The 17,312-nt window shown below is 66.5% G+C and carries 18 protein-coding genes; 11 read left to right on the top strand and 7 right to left on the bottom strand.

Annotation, left to right across the window (positions count from 1 at the left end; all coding sequences use genetic code 11):
- Position 1: 1 nt before the first annotated feature.
- Positions 2-739: a class I SAM-dependent methyltransferase gene (locus tag AC1DS0_RS22055; RefSeq protein ID WP_476816409.1), complete on the bottom strand. Its 738-nt coding sequence runs from the start codon at positions 737-739 to the stop codon at positions 2-4.
- 152 nt (positions 740-891) lie between these two features.
- On the opposite strand from AC1DS0_RS22055, the gene AC1DS0_RS22050 reads away from it, so the two are divergent.
- Both AC1DS0_RS22050 and AC1DS0_RS22045 read left to right on the top strand, forming a co-directional pair.
- The gene (locus AC1DS0_RS22050) at positions 892-2,223 is read left to right on the top strand and encodes a branched-chain amino acid ABC transporter permease (protein ID WP_476816408.1); all 1,332 of its coding nucleotides are present in this window, start codon (positions 892-894) and stop codon (positions 2,221-2,223) included.
- 20 nt (positions 2,224-2,243) lie between these two features.
- Positions 2,244-3,488: a threonine ammonia-lyase gene (locus AC1DS0_RS22045; RefSeq protein ID WP_476816407.1), complete on the top strand. Its 1,245-nt coding sequence runs from the start codon at positions 2,244-2,246 to the stop codon at positions 3,486-3,488.
- A 9-nt stretch (positions 3,489-3,497) separates the two neighbouring features.
- On the opposite strand, the gene AC1DS0_RS22040 is transcribed toward AC1DS0_RS22045, so the two are convergent.
- Both AC1DS0_RS22040 and AC1DS0_RS22035 read right to left on the bottom strand, forming a co-directional pair.
- Positions 3,498-3,797 carry a type II toxin-antitoxin system RelE/ParE family toxin gene (locus tag AC1DS0_RS22040; RefSeq protein WP_476816406.1) on the bottom strand — a complete coding sequence of 100 codons (300 nt, stop codon included), beginning with the start codon at positions 3,795-3,797 and terminating at the stop codon, positions 3,498-3,500.
- Between the two features lie 6 nt (positions 3,798-3,803).
- Positions 3,804-4,061, bottom strand: coding sequence for a type II toxin-antitoxin system ParD family antitoxin (locus AC1DS0_RS22035; protein ID WP_152014174.1), 258 nt, complete (start codon positions 4,059-4,061; stop codon positions 3,804-3,806).
- A gap of 187 nt (positions 4,062-4,248) precedes the next feature.
- On the opposite strand from AC1DS0_RS22035, the gene AC1DS0_RS22030 reads away from it, so the two are divergent.
- On the top strand, positions 4,249-4,722 hold the full coding sequence (locus tag AC1DS0_RS22030) for an RDD family protein (RefSeq protein WP_476816405.1): 474 nt from the start codon (positions 4,249-4,251) through the stop codon (positions 4,720-4,722).
- A 7-nt stretch (positions 4,723-4,729) separates the two neighbouring features.
- Here the strand turns inward: AC1DS0_RS22030 and AC1DS0_RS22025 are convergent, their stop codons facing one another.
- Entirely contained in the window at positions 4,730-5,560 is an 831-nt protein-coding gene (locus tag AC1DS0_RS22025) for a class I SAM-dependent methyltransferase (protein ID WP_476816404.1), read from the bottom strand.
- 166 nt (positions 5,561-5,726) lie between these two features.
- Here AC1DS0_RS22025 and AC1DS0_RS22020 point away from each other — a divergent pair, with 166 nt between their 5' ends.
- The 6 genes from AC1DS0_RS22020 (at position 5,727) to AC1DS0_RS21995 (ending at position 10,283) form a co-directional block, all read left to right on the top strand.
- Positions 5,727-6,473, top strand: coding sequence for an arginyltransferase (locus AC1DS0_RS22020; RefSeq protein WP_152014171.1), 747 nt, complete (start codon positions 5,727-5,729; stop codon positions 6,471-6,473).
- A gap of 224 nt (positions 6,474-6,697) precedes the next feature.
- Complete coding sequence (locus AC1DS0_RS22015) at positions 6,698-7,345, top strand: RraA family protein (RefSeq protein WP_476816403.1); 648 nt, start codon at positions 6,698-6,700, stop codon at positions 7,343-7,345.
- On the top strand, positions 7,345-7,659 hold the full coding sequence (locus AC1DS0_RS22010; protein WP_476816402.1) for a UxaA family hydrolase: 315 nt from the start codon (positions 7,345-7,347) through the stop codon (positions 7,657-7,659). The genes AC1DS0_RS22015 and AC1DS0_RS22010 overlap by 1 nt, the downstream gene beginning before the upstream one ends.
- Positions 7,656-8,855 carry a UxaA family hydrolase gene (locus AC1DS0_RS22005; RefSeq protein ID WP_476816401.1) on the top strand — a complete coding sequence of 400 codons (1,200 nt, stop codon included), beginning with the start codon at positions 7,656-7,658 and terminating at the stop codon, positions 8,853-8,855. Before AC1DS0_RS22010 ends, AC1DS0_RS22005 begins: the two co-directional genes overlap by 4 nt.
- An 84-nt stretch (positions 8,856-8,939) precedes the next feature.
- The gene (locus tag AC1DS0_RS22000; RefSeq protein ID WP_476816400.1) at positions 8,940-9,302 is read left to right on the top strand and encodes a peptidoglycan-binding domain-containing protein; all 363 of its coding nucleotides are present in this window, start codon (positions 8,940-8,942) and stop codon (positions 9,300-9,302) included.
- Positions 9,303-9,356: 54 nt separating this feature from the next.
- Positions 9,357-10,283: a hypothetical protein gene (locus AC1DS0_RS21995; RefSeq protein ID WP_476816399.1), complete on the top strand. Its 927-nt coding sequence runs from the start codon at positions 9,357-9,359 to the stop codon at positions 10,281-10,283.
- A 38-nt stretch (positions 10,284-10,321) separates the two neighbouring features.
- Here AC1DS0_RS21995 and AC1DS0_RS21990 read toward each other — a convergent pair whose 3' ends face one another.
- A complete protein-coding gene (locus tag AC1DS0_RS21990) occupies positions 10,322-12,037 on the bottom strand; it encodes an OpgD/OpgG family glucan biosynthesis protein (protein WP_476816398.1) in 1,716 nt (571 codons plus the stop codon).
- A gap of 263 nt (positions 12,038-12,300) precedes the next feature.
- Between AC1DS0_RS21990 and AC1DS0_RS21985 the strand changes: the two genes are divergently transcribed.
- Complete coding sequence (locus tag AC1DS0_RS21985; RefSeq protein WP_476816397.1) at positions 12,301-13,314, top strand: DUF2336 domain-containing protein; 1,014 nt, start codon at positions 12,301-12,303, stop codon at positions 13,312-13,314.
- A gap of 87 nt (positions 13,315-13,401) precedes the next feature.
- Positions 13,402-14,007 carry an outer membrane protein gene (locus tag AC1DS0_RS21980; RefSeq protein WP_476816396.1) on the top strand — a complete coding sequence of 202 codons (606 nt, stop codon included), beginning with the start codon at positions 13,402-13,404 and terminating at the stop codon, positions 14,005-14,007.
- Between the two features lie 172 nt (positions 14,008-14,179).
- Here AC1DS0_RS21980 and parC read toward each other — a convergent pair whose 3' ends face one another.
- Positions 14,180-16,426 carry a DNA topoisomerase IV subunit A gene (gene parC, locus AC1DS0_RS21975; RefSeq protein ID WP_476816395.1) on the bottom strand — a complete coding sequence of 749 codons (2,247 nt, stop codon included), beginning with the start codon at positions 16,424-16,426 and terminating at the stop codon, positions 14,180-14,182.
- A 157-nt stretch (positions 16,427-16,583) separates the two neighbouring features.
- Entirely contained in the window at positions 16,584-17,312 is a 729-nt protein-coding gene (recO, locus tag AC1DS0_RS21970; RefSeq protein WP_476816394.1) for a DNA repair protein RecO, read from the bottom strand.

Raw genomic sequence — 17,312 nt, 5'->3', positions numbered from 1 at the left:
TCTAGCCGGGCAGGCGATAGACGGAGACGTGCGAGCGCGACTCCGCCGTGAAGGGCGCTCCGCTCCAATCCGCATGCCGGCTTTCGAGTTCGAAGCCGGCCAGCTGGGCCATCAGGTCGAGCTCCGCCGGCCAGATATAGCGGTGCGGCGAGCGAAAAACCTCGGCCTGCCTGCCCTCGCTGAACCTGAAATGGTGCGAAACCACCTGCTGATTCAGCACGTCATAGGTATCGAGACCGATATAGCCCGCCTCCGACTGCCAGACGACGGCCTGTTGCCCGGGCGGCAGCTTGCGCAGCTCCGGCACCCACAGCTCGATCACGAAACGCCCGCCGGGTGAGAGATGGCGCGCCGCATTGCGGAAGCAGGCCACCTGTTGCGCTTGCGTGAGCAGGTTCAAGATCGTGTTGTAGACGAGGTAGACGAGCGAATAGCTGCCGGGAACGACCGCGGTTGCCATGTCGCCGAGGACGACGGGAATCGTCGCTTCATCGACCTTGGCCCGCAGCTCCGCGATCATCGCAGGCGAGAACTCGATGCCCGCCACCGGCACGTTCCGCTGGCTGAGCGGCAGGGCGACGCGGCCGGTCCCGATCGCGAATTCGAGGACCCTACCGCCTTCGGAGAGCTGCACCAGTCGCTCGACCGCCGGATCCAGTACCTCCGGCGAGAACAACCCGGTTCCCGGTGTGTCATAGGTCCTGGCCGCGTCGGCGTCCCAGATCTCGTCCTGCTGCATGCAAGCTGCCTTGTCGCTACCGGGCCTCGGCATCTGACGAAACCCCAATCGGATGTGCACCGCTTCATCGATTTATCAAGTCCTGCAATCGCCCGTGTGACGCGCGCGCAGCGAGTTCCAACGTCCCGGTTCTCGCGCTAGCGTGCGCCGCGATGCGCGCCCTGCTCACGTCGATTCTGCTCTGCCTTGCGCTCGCCTCCTGCGGGCGCTTCGACACCGATCAGATTCGCGCCTGCCGGCTGGCGATCCCGGCGCTGAACCCGACCGATACCGTCATCAGCATCGAGGGAACCGGCAGCGGCCCGCGCACCGGCATCCTGCGTATCGTCTACCGGGCGCAGGCGCCGGACGAACCGCCGCGGCGGCGCACCATCGACTGCATCTTCGCCGGCGAAGGCACCACGCTGCAGCGCGGCGCGCTGGCTGGCCTCGCCTCCGACGGCGTGCCGATGACCGATGCCAGCTTCCTGCTGCTGCGGCGCTTCTATCTCGAATACAAGGCCGAACCACCGGTCGATCCCGGCATGTCGCCCGGGGCCGACCTCATCACCGTACCACCCGGCCTCGCCTATGGTCTGCAGCAGGGCCTGGCCGCCCTGCCCTCGGCCGCGATCTACGCGCTGCTCGCCAGCGCCTATGCGCTGATCTACGGGCTCAACGGCCGTATCATCCTGACCTTCGGCGAATTCTCGGCGCTCGGCGCACTCGCCGCTGTGGTCGGCGTGGCGCTGACCCTGTCGCTTTCGGTCTCGACGCCGGTCTCGGGCCTGTTCATCGCCTTTGCCGTCGCGATCGCCGTCAGCGCACTGCACGGCTTCGCCATGGGCCGTTTCGTGCTGCGCCATCTCGACAAGAGCAATGGCCAGCAGGTGCTGATCGCGACGATCGGGCTCGCTATCGCGCTGTCCGAGTACTTGCGCCTCGCCCAGGGTGCCGAATTGCGCTGGTTGCCGCCGGTGTTCAACGAGCCGCTGCCGCTGGTGCGGGCCGAGCAGTTCATCGTCACGGCGACGCCCGTTTCGCTCGCCATGGCGGGGCTCGGCTTCTCGGCCGCGACCTGCCTCATCCTCTATCTCGCCCGCTCCTCCTATGGCCGGGCCTGGCGCGCGGTCTCCGACGATGCCAGGACCGCCTCGCTGTTCGGAATCGATCCGCGCGCAGTGCACGATCGTGCACTGATCATCGCCTGCGCGATCTGCGGCGCGGCCGGCGTCATCGTCACCGTGATCTATGGCGGCATGGGCTTTTCCGGCGGCTTCACGCTGGGCCTCAAGGCGCTGGTCGCCGCCGTTCTGGGCGGCATCGGCTCGGTGCCGGGCGCCTGCCTGGGTGGCCTGGCCATCGCCGCCTTCGAGGTGCTGTGGTCGGCGACGATGCCGCTCGAACAGCGCGACATCGCAGTCTATAGCTTGCTCGCCGTGACGCTGATCCTGCGCCCCGGCGGCTTCTTCGGCGACGGCGCGCTGACGCCGCGCCAGGTTTGAGTCCGAGAACGGGGTAACGGATGGGCAGCGGCTTCGCGATCAGCTTCGCCGATATCGAGGCGGCTGCGCAGACCATCGCAGGCCATGTGCTGAAGACGCCGCTGATGCCGGCACCGCGCCTGTCGGCGCTGACCGGTGCAGAGGTCTTCGTCAAGCACGAGAACATGCAGGCGACCGCCTCCTTCAAGGAACGGGGCGCGGTCAACAAGCTGGTCAGCCTCACGCAGGACGAGAGGCGTCGCGGCGTCATCGCCATGTCGGCGGGCAACCATGCCCAGGCGGTCGCCTATCACGCCAAGCGCTTCGGTATCCCAGCGACGATCGTGATGCCGGAGACGACGCCGCTGGTGAAGGTCGAGAATACCCGTGCCCATGGCGCCGAGGTCGTGCTGTTCGGCGAGACGCTCTCCGAATCGGCGCAGAAGGCACGGGAGATCGCCGCGCAGAAGAGCCTCGTCTTCGTTCACCCCTATGATGACGCGGCCGTGATGGCCGGCCAGGGCACGGTCGCGCTGGAGATGCTGCGCGAGCAGCCCGAGCTCGACACGCTGCTGATCCCGCTCGGCGGCGGCGGGCTGATGGCCGGCAACGCCATCGCCGCCAAGGCGCTGAAACCGTCGATCGAGATGATCGGCGTCGAGGCGGCGCTCTATCCGTCCTTCCACAACGCGGTGCATGGCGCCGACATGCCCATCGGTGGCGCGACGCTGGCGGAGGGCATCGCGGTCAAGACCGTCGGCATGCAGACCCTGCCGGTGGTGAAGGCGCTGGTCGCCGACATCGTGCTGGTCGGCGAGGACCTGATCGAGCGCGCCGTCAACGCCTGCGCGACTCTGCAGCACACGCTCGCCGAGGGCGCCGGCGCCGCCGGCCTCGCTGCGATGCTGAAGGAGCCCGAGCGCTATTTGGGCCGCAAGATCGGGCTCGTACTCTCCGGCGGCAACATCGATGCGCGCCTGCTCGCGGCGATCATGGTGCGCGAACTCGAGCGCGAGCAGCGCATTGCCGCTTTCCGCCTCACCGCCAGCGACCGGCCCGGCCTGCTCGGCAAGGTCGCGAGCCTGTTCGGCACGCTCGGCGCCAACATCCTGGAGGTCAGTCATGGCCGGCTCTTCCTCGACGTGCCGGCCAAGGGCGTGATGCTCGACGTCACCATCGAGACCCGCGACGAGGCGCACACCGCCGCGATCGAGGAAGCGCTGCGCCAGGAAGGCCTCGCGCCGCGGCGGATCTATCCGCGTGGCCTTGCGGGGCCGAGTGGCTGACTCGTCGGCTCAATCTGCCGGCCAGCCGAGGCGCACGAGATCGCGCGCACCATCGACGATGCGGACGATCTGAACGCCGCCATCGACCAGCCGATAGAGCACGAGCCAACGCTCGATGACGAGGCCGCGCGCGCCCTCGCCGATCTCTGGCCGAGCCATGCCGATCTCGCGGTGCTGCGATAATTTGCTTGCGCGCTGCTCGATGCGCTCGAGAACCGCATCGGCGAGCGTCGCGCTGTCACGCGCGATCCAAAGCCAGATGTCGAGGAGGTCTTGCTTCGCCCGATCGGTGTAATGGACGAAGCCCATGCCGCTTCAGGCTTTCACACCCAGCCGCTCGCGGCCTTCGGCCTTGATGGCAGCCAGATCGAGTTCGCCGCCAGCGCCGCTAGAGACGCCCTCTTTCCAGGCTTGCTGGAGCCAGCGCAGCTTCTCGGCTTCCTGTTCGTCATGTTTCTCGAGCAGGCGCAACGCCTCCCGCACGACCTCGCTCGAGGAGGTATAGCGGCCGGTCTCCACCTTCGCCTTGATGAAGCGGAGCAGTTCCTCCGGCAGCGACACGTTGATGTTCATGGCCGATCTCCGATCATTCCAGTGTGGGATCGGCCACAGGCTTTAGCAAGGTTTGTTATCGCTGAAGCCTGAGGCGTTCGCGCCAAAAACGGCGCCGCTCCTCGCCAGCGGCCTTGCGGAACCGGCTCGCTGATCAAACATTATCAGCCAGCGGGCACGTCCGCCCGCCGGAGAATGGAAGCCAGAGATGTCGAACCCGTCCTATCGCCAGCCGCCGATCGTCGCGCTGGAGGACCGGCCGCTGCAGGATACGCGCGGCGTGCTCGGCTCGCGCCTGTTCGCCTGGATCGGCGATGTCGTCGTCCTGTTCATCCTGGGCAGCATCGTCTGGTTCCTGCTCGGCATCCTCGGCATCATCACCTTCGGCCTGACCTGGCTGCTGATGGGCGGAGCGACGATCGCGGTCGCGCTCGGCTATGCCGCCATCACCATCGGCGGGCGCAAGCAGGCGACGCTCGGCATGCGCATGGCCGGCCTTCGGGTCGAGACAGCCTCGGGCGGCCGGCCGGATGCGCTGGCGGCTGCCGTGCATGCGCTGTTCTTCTATGTCGCGGCCGGCACGATCGGCTTGTGGTTCCTCGACATCGCCTGCGGGCTGGTGCGCGAGGACCGGCGCCTCGGCCACGACATCCTGACCGGGCTCGTGGTGGTGCGCGCCTGAGCTGGTCTCAGAAGCGGTAGCGCAACAACAAGCCGATGCGCGCCAGCGGCGGGAGCAGCGAGAAGAACTGCATCGCAAAGCGCGCCGGCCAGGACATGCGGGCGATCTGGGCCGGATCGTAGCCATCAGGGTCATAGGCCGTGAGCTCGGTGACCAGTTCGAGGCCCGGCACCTGCCGCTCCAACTCGGCGGGATCGTCGAGCGACCAGCGCAGCACCGCGCCGGTCGCCTTGATCGAGGGCTGCAGCGCGATCAGCTTGAGGCCGAGCGGACTATAGGCGTCGAAGACGACTTCCCCGCTGCGGCAATGCCGCACCAGCCGCTCCAGCAGCAATGGCACCTCTTCTTCCGGCAGATAGAGCAAAAGCCCCTCGGCCACGATCATCGTCGGGCGATCCCGCGACAGCCCGACGATCCAGCCGGGCTCCGTCACCGACGAGCCGATCAGATGATAGCCATCGCGCGCCGGGTAGAGCTTTTGCCTGAGCGCGATGACGTCCGGATAGTCGATGTCGTACCAATCGACGCCGGCCGGCGGATCGATCCGAAAGACGCGGCTGTCGAGCCCGCAGCCGAGATGCAACACTAGCGCATCGGGGTGCCTTCCGAGAAAATCGCGTGTCCAGCCATCGAGGGTGCTCGCACGCATGGCGAGGCCGACCATCAGGTCGCGGTCGACCTTGAGCCTGGCGAAATCATAGTCGATGCGCGTTGCAGCCTCGGCGGCGAAGCGGTCCTTGAGCAGGGAATCGGGCAGCAGGCTCTCACCGGCCTTGGCCCAGAGCGTGATCAGCAGGGTTTCCTTCTCGCGGGTCAACGCGACCGTCTCGGCCTGCATCGCATCACCCCCGCCTTTGGGGTCTCAAGGGAATCCCCACGAGCGCAAGCTAGCACTGATTCAGGGGTTATCCCATGCGGTGCGGCCACCCCAGGCTTGCCGCTTGTTGCCGCGGCGCCGACTGCTAAACTCAGGTTCAATTCGGCGGTTCCGGAGCCTGCCTGACGTGACACGTCCCTTGCGGGATGCCCCGCAATTCTACCTGACCTCGCCAACGCCCTGCCCCTATCTGCCGGGCCGCGAGGAACGCAAGGTGTTCACCCATCTCGTCGGGGCGCGGGCGCGCGACCTCAACGACGTGCTCTCGCAAGGCGGCTTCCGGCGCTCGCAGAGCATCGCCTATCGGCCGGCCTGCGAGACCTGCCGGGCTTGCATCTCGGTCAGGATCGTCGTCGCCGACTTCCGGCCCTCGCGCACCTTCCGCAAGATCCTCTCGCACAACAGCGACCTGATCGGCGAGACGCTGCCGCCGCAGCCGCGCTCGGAGCATTATTCGCTGTTCCGCGGCTATCTCGACGACCGCCATCCCGATGGCGGCATGGCGACGATGTCGGCGCTCGACTTCGCCATGATGGTCGAAGACACCCATGTCGAGACCAGCCTGATCGAATACCGCCGGCGCAGCCCCGACAGCGGCTTCACCGGACGAGGCCAGGGCGACCTCTTCGCCTTCGCCCTGACCGATCGGCTGAGCGACGGGCTCTCCATGGTCTATTCGGTCTATGACCCCGCCCTCGAAGCGCGCTCGCTCGGCACCTTCATGGTGCTCGAGCATGTCGAGCGCGCCCGCAAGCTCGGCCTGCCTTATGTCTATCTCGGCTACTGGGTCGAAGGCTCGCCGAAGATGGCCTACAAGGCCCGCTTCCTGCCGCAGGAGCGGCTGATGCCGCAGGGCTGGGAGCGGGTGGGCTGATGCAGCCAGCACGTCATTCTCGGGCGCGGCGAAGCGCAGCCCCGAGAACCTCAGGACCAGATAGCTGGTTTCCGAGATGCTCGGGTCAAGCCCGAGCATGACAAGAATCGCAATTTAAATCGTTTAATACGCGCGCCTGCGCTGCAAAATCCGCACTTGCCCCCTGAGCCACCCTCTGCGCAAGGTGCCCGCAAGGCCGCCGGAGCGGCCGCACCGGAGGAAACATGACGGATACGCTGACCGAGCGCCTCGAACGCTGCTACACCGGTATCATCCACGACACGATGCGGGCCATGGGCCTGAAGGACTTCACCCTGCCGCCGGCGCTGCGCCCGCTGCTGCCCGGCGTGAAGCTCGCCGGCCCCGCCTTTACCGTCGAGGGCAAGACCGGCGAGTTCGATGCGCACGAGACCCTGCTCGGCTGGACCGGCCTGCTTTCGGCCGCCAAGCCCGGCCATGTCTGGGTGTGCCAGCCCAATACCGAAGAGGTCGCGCTGATGGGCGAGCTCTCGGCCGAAACGCTGAAGAACAAGGGCGTGCGCGGCTGCGTCATCGACGGTCTGTCGCGCGATACCGAATTCATGGTCGAGATGGGCTTCCAGGCCTATTTCAAGGCCTATACACCGCGTGACATCGTCGGCGTCTGGCTGCCCAAGGCGGTCGACGAGCCGATCAAGATCGGCGAGGTCTGGATCCGGCCGGGCGATTACATCCTAGCCGACCGCGACGGCGTCGTCCGCATCCCCTCAGAGATCATCGAGGAAGTCCTGGAGAAGTCCGAGACCGCGATTTCGGCCGAAAACGAGGTGCGCACCGCGATCCTCGCCGGCACCGATCCCCAGCAGGCCTATCTGCAATTCGGCAAGTTCTGATGTCCCACGATCCCCGCCTGATCCTGCTCGACCCGCGCGACAACGTCTTCGTCGCGCGCACCCGCCTGCCGGCGGGCGAGCCCATCGAGACCGGCACGGGCCCGGCGGTGATCGACCGCGACATCGCGCTCGCCCACAAGATCGCCCGGCGTGCCATCGCGCCGGGCGAGAAGATCCTGAAATACGGCGCGCCGATCGGCGTGGCGACACAGGCGATCGCTGCGGGTCACCATGTACATGTCCAGAACATGAAGAGCGACTACACGCCGACCTATCATCTGGAAGACGAGCGCAAGGCGGGAGCGGCGCAATGAGCGGACTGCAAGGTTATCTGCGCAGCGACGGCCGCAAGGGCATCCGCAACGTCGTCGCCGTCGCCTATCTGGTCGAATGCGCCCACCATGTCGCGCGCGAGATCGCCCTGCCCTGGCGCGAGCATGAGGTCCACGCCATCGGCTTCCCGGGCTGCTACCCGAACCCTTATGCCGAGCGGATGATGGAGCAGCTCTGCACCCACCCCAATGTCGGGGCAGTGCTGCTGGTCTCGCTCGGCTGCGAGAGCTTCAACAAATATGCGCTGGAGCGGGCGGTGCGCGCCACCGGCCGGCCGGTGAAGACCATCGTGATCCAGGGCACCGGCGGCACCCGCGCCTCGATCAAGGAAGGCCGCGCCTGGGTCGAGGAGCAGCGCATCGCGCTCGATACCGCCGAGACCGTGCCGATGCAGGTCAGCGAACTGGTGATCGGCACCGTCTGCGGCGGCTCGGACGGCACCTCCGGCATCACCGGCAACCCGGCTGCGGGCCGCGCCTTCGACCAGCTCATCGCGGAGGGCGCCGCCTGCATCTTCGAGGAGACCGGCGAGCTGATCGGCTGCGAGCACATCATGGCGGCGCGCGCGATCACGCCCGAGCTCGGCGTCGAACTGGAGAAATCCGTGGCCAAGGCGGCGCGCTACTACGCGACGCTTGGCTATGGCTCCTTCGCCGCCGGCAATGCCGAGGGTGGGCTCTCGACCATCGAGGAGAAATCGATGGGCGCCTATGCCAAGTCGGGAGCGTCGCCGATCTCCGGCCTGATCAAGCCCGGTGATGTGCCGCCGCATGGCGGGCTCTATCTGCTCGACGTGGTGCCGGATGGCGAGGTCCGCTTCGGCTTCCCCAACATCAACGACAATGCCGAGATCGCCGAATTGATCGCCTGCGGCGCGCATTGCGTGCTGTTCGTTACCGGACGCGGCTCGGTCGTCGGCTCGGCGATCTCGCCGGTTGTCAAGATCTGCGCCAATCCGGAGACCTATCGCCGGATGAGCGACGACATGGACGTCGATGCCGGCCGCATCCTCGAAGGCCGAGCCAGCCTCGACGAGGTCGGCACGGAGATCCGCGACCTCGTCGTCTCGCTGGCGCAGGGCGGACGCACCAAGTCGGAAGAGCTCGGCCATCAGGAATTCATCCTGACCTATAAGAGCTTCGAACCGCTCGGTCCGGCCTGCCTGCCGGCGGCGTGAGGCCAAAAGACCCGGCGCGATCCTTGACCCCTCCCCGGACCCGGAACTAACCTTGGGTCATCGGGGACGGGCAGGATCGAGATCATGGCGCTCACGTCACCGCGCTTTTCGAATAATGACCGCCTTAGGAAGGCGGCCGAGAACGCGCCGCCGCTGAAGCAGGGCGAGCGCGGCCAGGCCGTCGCCATCGTCCAGCTGGCGCTGATTGATCTCGGCCTGGCAATGCCGAATTCGACCAGCCAGGGCCGCACCCTGCCCGACGGCATCTTCGGCCCGGAGACGGCAAACCGGGTGCGCAGCTTCCAGACGGCCAACGGGCTCGTCGCCGACGCCATCGTCGGCCCGTTGACCATGGCGGCGCTGGAGCGCGCCATCATCGCGGTGAGTGCCCTCAATCGCCGCGCCGAAGCGGCCAAGGCGCGCACCCACAGCGCAGCGGTTCGCTAGATCGACGCGCCCCGCCCGAAGACATCAGACAGCCGGATAACCGCAGGAGAAGCCATGGTTGTCGCGATCGCTCCCGGCACCGCCACGATCACCGCCAACAAGGGTGGCTCGCGTACCGACATCCATGTCGGCACGGAGCACGCCCTGCTGCACTGCACGACCAATGCTCGCCGCGCCGCCGCCGACGATCCGGCGGGGCATCCCGGCCATACCGGCCCGATGATCACCTGCACCGGCACCGTGCTGATGTCAGGCGATCCGGCCAACCGGCAGGACAAGGTCGACCTGACGACCAATTGGGAGTTCGGGATGATCCTGGTCTCCGACATCGTGGTCTACGAGGCGCTTTATGCCGGGCGGATGGCCAATGAAGGCAGCATCGCCGTCAATCTTAAATCCGCCTTCGGCACCAACCCATCGCTGGACGGCGACGGCGATCTGCCGACTGTCGACGAGATGATCTTCGACCCGAGCAATCAGGTCATCACCGACCAGACCACCGGCACCAGGGGCTTTCTGGTGACCTACAAGCTCGGCGACCATCCCAACAACCCGTTCCCCCTGCGCCAGACCAACAGCAAGGTGCCTGCGCCGAACTTCCTGCACACGGCACGGCGCGACGAAGGCTTCATCGCCTATTTCGTCGCGCGGGAACGCGGCTCGACGGTGCATCATCTGGCGCGGATCGGCTGGCACATCATCTGGCACGGCACGCTCGGCTGGACCACGCCGACCGCCAAGCCGACCGTAAGCATGGTGACCTCGCGTATCGATATCGGCCAGCCGACCACCGACGCGGTCGACAACACCGCTTTCCCCAAATCGGCTGCCATCGCCAAGAACCCGCAGCGGCCGACCTGCAACGAGCAGGATGGCACCGCTTTCGACAGGGGCTATGGCATCGGTGCGAGAGAACCGGTGCGGACCGAGTCGACGACGCGGCCCGGCAACCTGCCGAGCAATTTTTTTGCGACGCCGTAGCGCCTAGACATCTCCGGATCGCTAACGCCTGACCGGGTTCAATTGCGCGACGCGGCCGGGTCCGTAGCGCCGGCCGGCGGCGCGGGCGCCGGCTGAGGAGGCGCCGGCTGAGGGGCTGCCGTAGCCCAGGAGGTCACCCAGGTTTCCGTGAGCGCGCGCTTCGCCGTTCGCAGGAAGAGGCTGAGATCGGTACTCTCGCCCGGACGCAGCGCGACATCGACGATGGCCCGGAAACCTTTCGCCGCGACGTTGGCGTCGACGATCGTGCCGGCGACCGAGCCGCTCGAAACCGAGGTGGCGATGGTGACGCGCTTCGGGTCGGAGAGGTAATATTCGAGATCGCCGGCGTTGAAGTCGACGATGAAGCGCTTGCGGACCCGGCCGGCAGCCTCGTCGACCACCTCGTCGGCGGCGAAGCTGCTCTGCACCTGCCCCAGCGCGTGCAGCGTCTCGGTGGTCGAGATCGTGCGGATCCGATAGCGGAACTCGCTCGGTTGCCCCGGCGGCAGAGGCTCCTTCGGCGTCCAGCAGCAGACGATATTGTCGAAGGCCTCGCCCTGGGTCGGAATCTCGATCAGGTCGACCCGCCCCTCGCCCCATTCGCCAGAGGGCTCGATCCAGTAGCCGGGCCGGGCGTGATAGTGCGCTTCGAGATCCTGGTAGTGGCCGAATTCGCGATCGCGCTGGATCAGGCCGAAGCCACGCGGATTGCGATCCTGGAAGGAGGAGATGCTCAGCGCCTTCGGGTTGCGGATCGGTCGCCAGATCCAGTCGCCGCTCCCCGTGTTCAGCATCAGCCCGTCGGAATCATGGATCTCCGGCCGGAAATCGGTACGCTGCTCGCGGTCGCCCTCGCCGGCCAGGAACATCGAGGTCAGGGGCGCGATGCCGAGCCGCGCGATCGGCTTGCGCGGGACGATCGTCGCGGTAACGGCGACGCTGGTCTGCTGGCCGGGCGAAACGATGAAGCGGAAGGCGCCGCTGACGGAAGGCGAGTCGACCAGGCCATAGATGACGAGATCGACGCTGTCCGCATTCGGGCGGTCGAGCCAGAGCGAGCGGAAGAACGGAAACTCCTCGGGCTGCTCGCCGCCGACATCGAGGGCGAGCGAGCGGGCCGACAGGCCATAGCGATGGCCACGCCCGAGGAAGCGGAAATAGCTCGCGCCGAGGAAAGAGATCAGCTCGTCCTGGCGCTTGAGGTCGTTCAGGGTCGTGGTGACCGCGAAACCGGCGAAGCCGAGCGAAACCGTCAGCTTCTGAGGCACCTGTGCCTTGCCGAACTCGAACAGCGCCATGCTGTAGGGGATCGGGATCGCATTGCCGTCGACCACGTCATGGATCTGCACCGGCCGGTCATGCAGGAAGCCGAGATGGAACAGGTGGAGACGATAGTCAGAACCGCTCTCGCGCCAGAGCGCCTTGTCGCGCCGGAACCGGATCTCGCGATAGCTGTCATACGTCAGCGCCTTCAGCGCCTCCGGAAGGTCGGGAGCGGTCGCGTCGAACGGCCGTGCCGCAAGCTCCTGGGCCTGCTTGACCACAGCTTCATAGCTGAAACTGCCGCGCCTGGGCTCGGTTGGCGCGTTGTTCGCCGCCGCCGGAGGCCGGCCCGCATCCTGGGCGCCGGCGGGCGAAGAGAGTGCCGCCGCCGACGCCAGGGCTGCAAGGATCGCGCGGCGCGACGGTTCGGCCAGCAGCGGCCGTGCCTGCTGGCGAAGCCCATCGCGATGGTCAGGCCGGATCGTGCTCACCTTGGGCTCCGCGCTGTTCCTGGCGCCGCGCGTCGCATCGCAGCTGGCGGTGTGGCAACGTGGCGCGGAGGATGAAGTTCCATTGCACGAAGTGCAGATACAACTTGGTAATTGAATATATACATTGATACAATCACTGGTTGTAATTAAAAACACTGGAAATACTGAAGAATCGCCGGCCGGCTTAAGACTAAATCAAACGGCGCTGCGGCAGGTTGCGGGAACTGGCGTCAGAATGCCGCCGGAGCCTTGTGGAAGAATCCATGCTGCAGACTCTCACCCGCATGCCCGCGGAGATGTCGTCCGATTCTCGGCGCAAGCTCCTCAACGCCGTGACCGACCTCTTTCTGCTCGATACCGATCCGAGCGAGGAATCGAAGGATCACTATGGCGACATCGCGCTGCGTTCGTTGCCGCATCTCGATACCGACGGCCGCCGCGAATACGCTGACTCGGTCGCCGCGACCGAAACGCTGCCGCGGCAGGTGGCGGTGACGCTGGCGAACGATGCGGATGCCGACGTCGCGCGGCTCGTGCTCAAGCTCTCCCCGGTCCTGACCGACACCGACCTCGCAGCCATCGCCGTCAGCCAGACGCAAGCCCATCTCGCGGCGATCGCCGAACGCGCCCGCTTGTCCGAAGGCGTGACCGATATCCTGGTCGAGCGCGGCGACACGACGGTGCTGCGCACGGTCTCCGGCAATGAAGGGGCGCAATTCTCCGACCACGGCTTCGACCGGCTGCTGCAACGCGGCGGCGACGATGCGGCCGTAGGCGAGGCGCTCTCACGCCGCTCCGACCTGTCGCCGCAGCGTGCCCAGCGCGTGCTGCGCATCGTGGAGCAGATGTCCGACCAGTCCGAGCGCAACGAGGAAGCCGAGACACTCGCCAAGCAGGCGCGCCAGCAAAGGCTCGAGGTCAAGCTGCTGCTCTCGGATCTGCGCGCGAAGACCCGCACGCTCGACGACGTCGTCACGATGCTGGCGGAGGAGGATCGCGCCTTCCACCTCGCCCAGGTGATCGCGACCAGCGCCGAGGTCACCAACGAGCAGGCCCTGCGTGTGCTGATGCAGCGCGACGTCAGCGGCATCGCCGTGCTGGCGCGCATACTGGAACTCGACAAGCACAGCTTTCACGCGATCCTGGAACTGCGCGCACGACGCCTCTACTTCAAGGCCAAGGACATCGAGGACGATCTCAAGGGCTATGAGCACCTCGACATGGCCACCGCCGAACGGACGATGCGGTTCCTGCGCCTCAAGACCAAGCTCAGCTGACGACCGGGTGTCGCGCCACAAAAGCGCGACAATCCCACCCTCACCTGCTATGCCATGAGCATGATCCCGGCCCTCGGCACCGCACGCATGAAGCTTCTTTCAGCCGGCGCAGCCCTGGCCGCGCTGCTCGCGGCCGGCGCCCCGGCGCAGGCGCAGGCCTTCCTGCCGCTCTCCGGCTTCAGCGTCCTGCCCTCCTTCGCCTGGTCGCAGCCGACCCTGTCGCCCGGCGGCGTGAAATGGGAAGGCTCCTATGCCCGCATCTCCAGTGGCTTCCAGGTCATCAGCTCGAAGCATTACGGAACGTCCGCCGGCCCGGTGATCGGGCTGGAAGCCGGCAAGATGTGGCGCGACGGCGATTTCGTCTACGGCATCTCCGGAGCACTCGAATTCTCCCCCGCCTTCGGCGGCTATGCCAATCCCGGCTTCAACCGCGCGACCTATACCCGCGACATCGCCGGCGCCTTCCAGGTCAAGGCCGGCGTGTTCGCGACGCCTGATGTGCTGCTCTACACCACGGTCGGCCTGGCGGCAGCCAACGAGACCTTCCGCTATGGCGCGACGTCGTTCTCGGCGCCGTTCTCGCGCTCCGACATCGCCGTCAGGCCGGAGGCGCGTGCGGGCGTCGAATGGGCGGTCACCGACAAGCTGACGCTCGGACTCGAAGTCGGCGTCGTCGGGCCGGCGATGCGCTGAGGATGCGATTCAAGACGCTGGCGGGTTGATTCAACGGATCGACGGAAGCCTTTGAAGTGCCGTCATTCTCGAGCGAAGCGAAGCGCAAGCCCGAGAATCTCGTGACGGGTAGACTACCGGAACATCCGCCGGCCTGAGATGCTCGGGTCAAGCCCGAGCATGACGTCGTGCATCAGCCCCCGAACTTGTTGTTCTTCGGGAAGCCCTTGGGCGGCAGGCGGCCTGCCTCGGCGCGGTGGCCGAGCCATTCGAGCAATTCGGCCTGCGCCACCGTCCAGGTCCGGCTCGAGGAATCGAGCCAGGTCAGCCCGTCCTCCAGCTTGAAGACCTTGGCGTCCGACAGGCCGCCATCCTTGTAGCGCTGCAGCTTGACGCCCTTGCCGCGGCCCATCTCCGCAACCTCGGAGATCGGGAAGCAGAGCAGCTTGCGGTTCTGGCCGATGATCGCGACATGGTCGCCCTCGGCCGGCACGACGAGCATCGCCTCGACCGGCGCCTCGATGTTCAGCACCTGCTTGCCCTTGCGGGTGTTGGCGACGACATCATCGGTCGGCACGACGAAGCCGCGCCCTTCCGTGCTGGCGACCAGAAGCTTCAAGCCCGCCTTGTAGGGGAAGGCGGCGACGATCTCGGCGCTCTCCTCCAGCTCGATCATCAGCCGGATCGGATCGCCGAAGCCGCGCCCACCGGGCAGCTTCGAGGCCTCCAGCGTGAAGACCTTGCCGTTGGTCGCCATCACCAGGATCTTGGACGTCGTCTCGCTGAAGAAGGCGGTGCGCAGGCCGTCGTCCCCCTTGAAGGACAGGGTCGAGAGGTCCTGGACATGGCCCTTCAGTGCCCGGATCCAGCCCTTCTTCGAGATCACCACCGTCACCGGCTCGCGCTCGACCATGGCCTGCGTCAGATCGATATCGGTCGTGTCGGGCATGTCGGCGAAGGTGGTGCGGCGCTTGCCGATCGCCGTCTCCGGGCCGAACAACTTCTTCACCTCGCGGATATCCCAGGAGATGGTCTTCCACTGCTGGGCTTCGGAGGCGAGCAGCCCCTCGATCTGGCCCTTCTCCTGGGTCAGTTCGTCGAACTCGGTCTTGAGCTGCATCTCCTCCAGCTTGCGCAAGGCGCGCAGGCGGGTGTCGAGGATGGCATTGGCCTGGACCTCGTTGAGCGCGAAGACCTTCATCAGCTCGATCTTGGGCTCGTCCTCCTCGCGGATGATTTTGATCACCCGGTCGAGGTCGAGATAGACGATCAAGAGGCCGGCGAGGATTTCGAGGCGCTTCTCGATCTGGCCGAGGCGGAAGCGCGAGCGCCGCTGCAAGACCTCCCGGCGATGGTCGAGCCAGGCCCGCAGCGCTTCAGCGAGGCTGAGCACGCGCGGTACCACGCCGCCGGTCAGCACGTTCATGTTCATCGGAATGCGCGATTCCAGCTCGGAGAGCCTGAACAGCGATTCCATCATCAGGTTGGCGTCGACATTGCGGGCGCGTGGCTCGATGACGACGCGGATGTCCTCGGCCGACTCGTCGCGCAGGTCCGCGACCAGCGGCAGTTTCCGGTCGTTGAGCAATTCGGCGATCTTCTCGATCAGCCGGCCCTTCTGGACTCCGTAGGGGATCTCTGTGACGACGACGAACCAGGTGCCTCTACCCTGGTCCTCGACATGCCAGCGCGCCCGCGTGCGGAAGCCACCACGGCCGGTGCGATAGGTCTCGACCATCGACGAGCGCGACTCGACGATGATGCCGCCGGTCGGGAAATCCGGCCCCGGCACGAAGGTCATCAACTGCTCGGACGTCGTGTCCGGATGCTGGATCAGATAGAGCGCCGCGTCGCAGAGCTCGGCGGCGTTGTGCGGCGGGATCGAGGTCGCCATGCCGACCGCGATGCCCTGCGAGCCGTTGGCGAGCAGGTTCGGAAAGGCGGCCGGGAGCACCATCGGCTCCTCGTCCTCGGCATTGTAGGTCGGACGGAAATCGACCGCGTCCTCCTCGATGCCGTCGAGCAGGAGGCGCGCGACCTCGGTCATGCGTGCTTCGGTGTAGCGGTAGGCGGCGGCGTTATCGCCATCGATATTGCCGAAATTGCCCTGTCCGTCGATGAGGGGATAGCGCTGGGCGAAATCCTGGGCGAGACGCACCAGGGCGTCGTAGACCGACTGGTCGCCATGCGGATGAAAGCCGCCGATGACGTCGCCGACGATCTTCGCGCATTTGCGGTGGACGACATCGGGGTTCAACCGCAGCAGGCGCATCGCATAGAGAATGCGGCGATGGACCGGCTTCAGCCCGTCGCGCGCATCCGGCAGGGCGCGGTGCATGATCGTCGAGAGCGCATAGGCAAGATAGCGCTCCTCGAGCGCGCTCTTCAGATCGACGCGTTCGGCTTCCTCCTCCGGAGGTGGCTCGACGGGTTTGCCCATGCTTCTACCAACCTAGTTCGACACGCAGCCCGGCTGAGGGGCCGACACCGGTCCATACCTCGCAAACACGAGGGAATAAGGGCCCGAATCACTTGATGCAACGATGCAGCCGGGATGCAAGCGACGCAAAGCGCCGATGCCTGAAAACCAGCGGAAATCAGTGGATTCTCGCTGCCAGCTCCAGCAGGCGCACCCGCTCCGGCGGCTCCTGCAAACCACGCGGCTCATAGAGGTCGCGGCGCAGGAAAAAACCGGTCAGGGCGAAGCCGGCAGCGATCTCGGCCGGCGCCGGCCGGCGCGCGCCCTGTCCCTCGCTCAGGAAGGCCGGCAGGCTGAGCAGCCGGTCGAGATAGGGCTCGGCGGCCTTGCGGCTCACCGCCTTGCCGGATTTCGGCGAGACATGGCTCAAATCCTCACGCAGGCCGGTGACGGCGCAGCGTTCGAGCGAGAGCCCGTAGCCGAGCTCTGAGAGCATGGCGAGCTCGAAGCGCACCATCAGCGCCGGGGCGATCGCGATCTCGTCGAGATGGGCGAGCAGCACTGCCAGCCCCTCATAGAGGCCGGGATGCGGATCGCGCTCCGGCAGCAGGCGCAGCAGGCCAGCGACATTGGCTAGGCCGTAGAGCGCGACTGGCTGGGCCATCAGCCTCGCCGCATGCGAGGTCAGGAGCTCGACCTTGTACTCGCCGAGATGCTCGTCGAGCCGCGCCCGCCAGGTCAGCGAGACGAGATTGCCGGGCTGGAGCACCGGTTGCTGCTTGCTGGAGCGGCCACCGCGGACGAGGCCGAGATGACGGCCATGGTCACGCGTCATCACCTCCAGGATCACGGCGCTCTCGCCATGACGCCTGACACCGATGATCGTGCCCTCGTCGCTCCATTCCAT

The sequence above is a fragment of the Allobosea sp. P4_H5 genome, from assembly GCF_056400825.1.
This window is presented reverse-complemented; position numbering and strand designations above follow the sequence as displayed.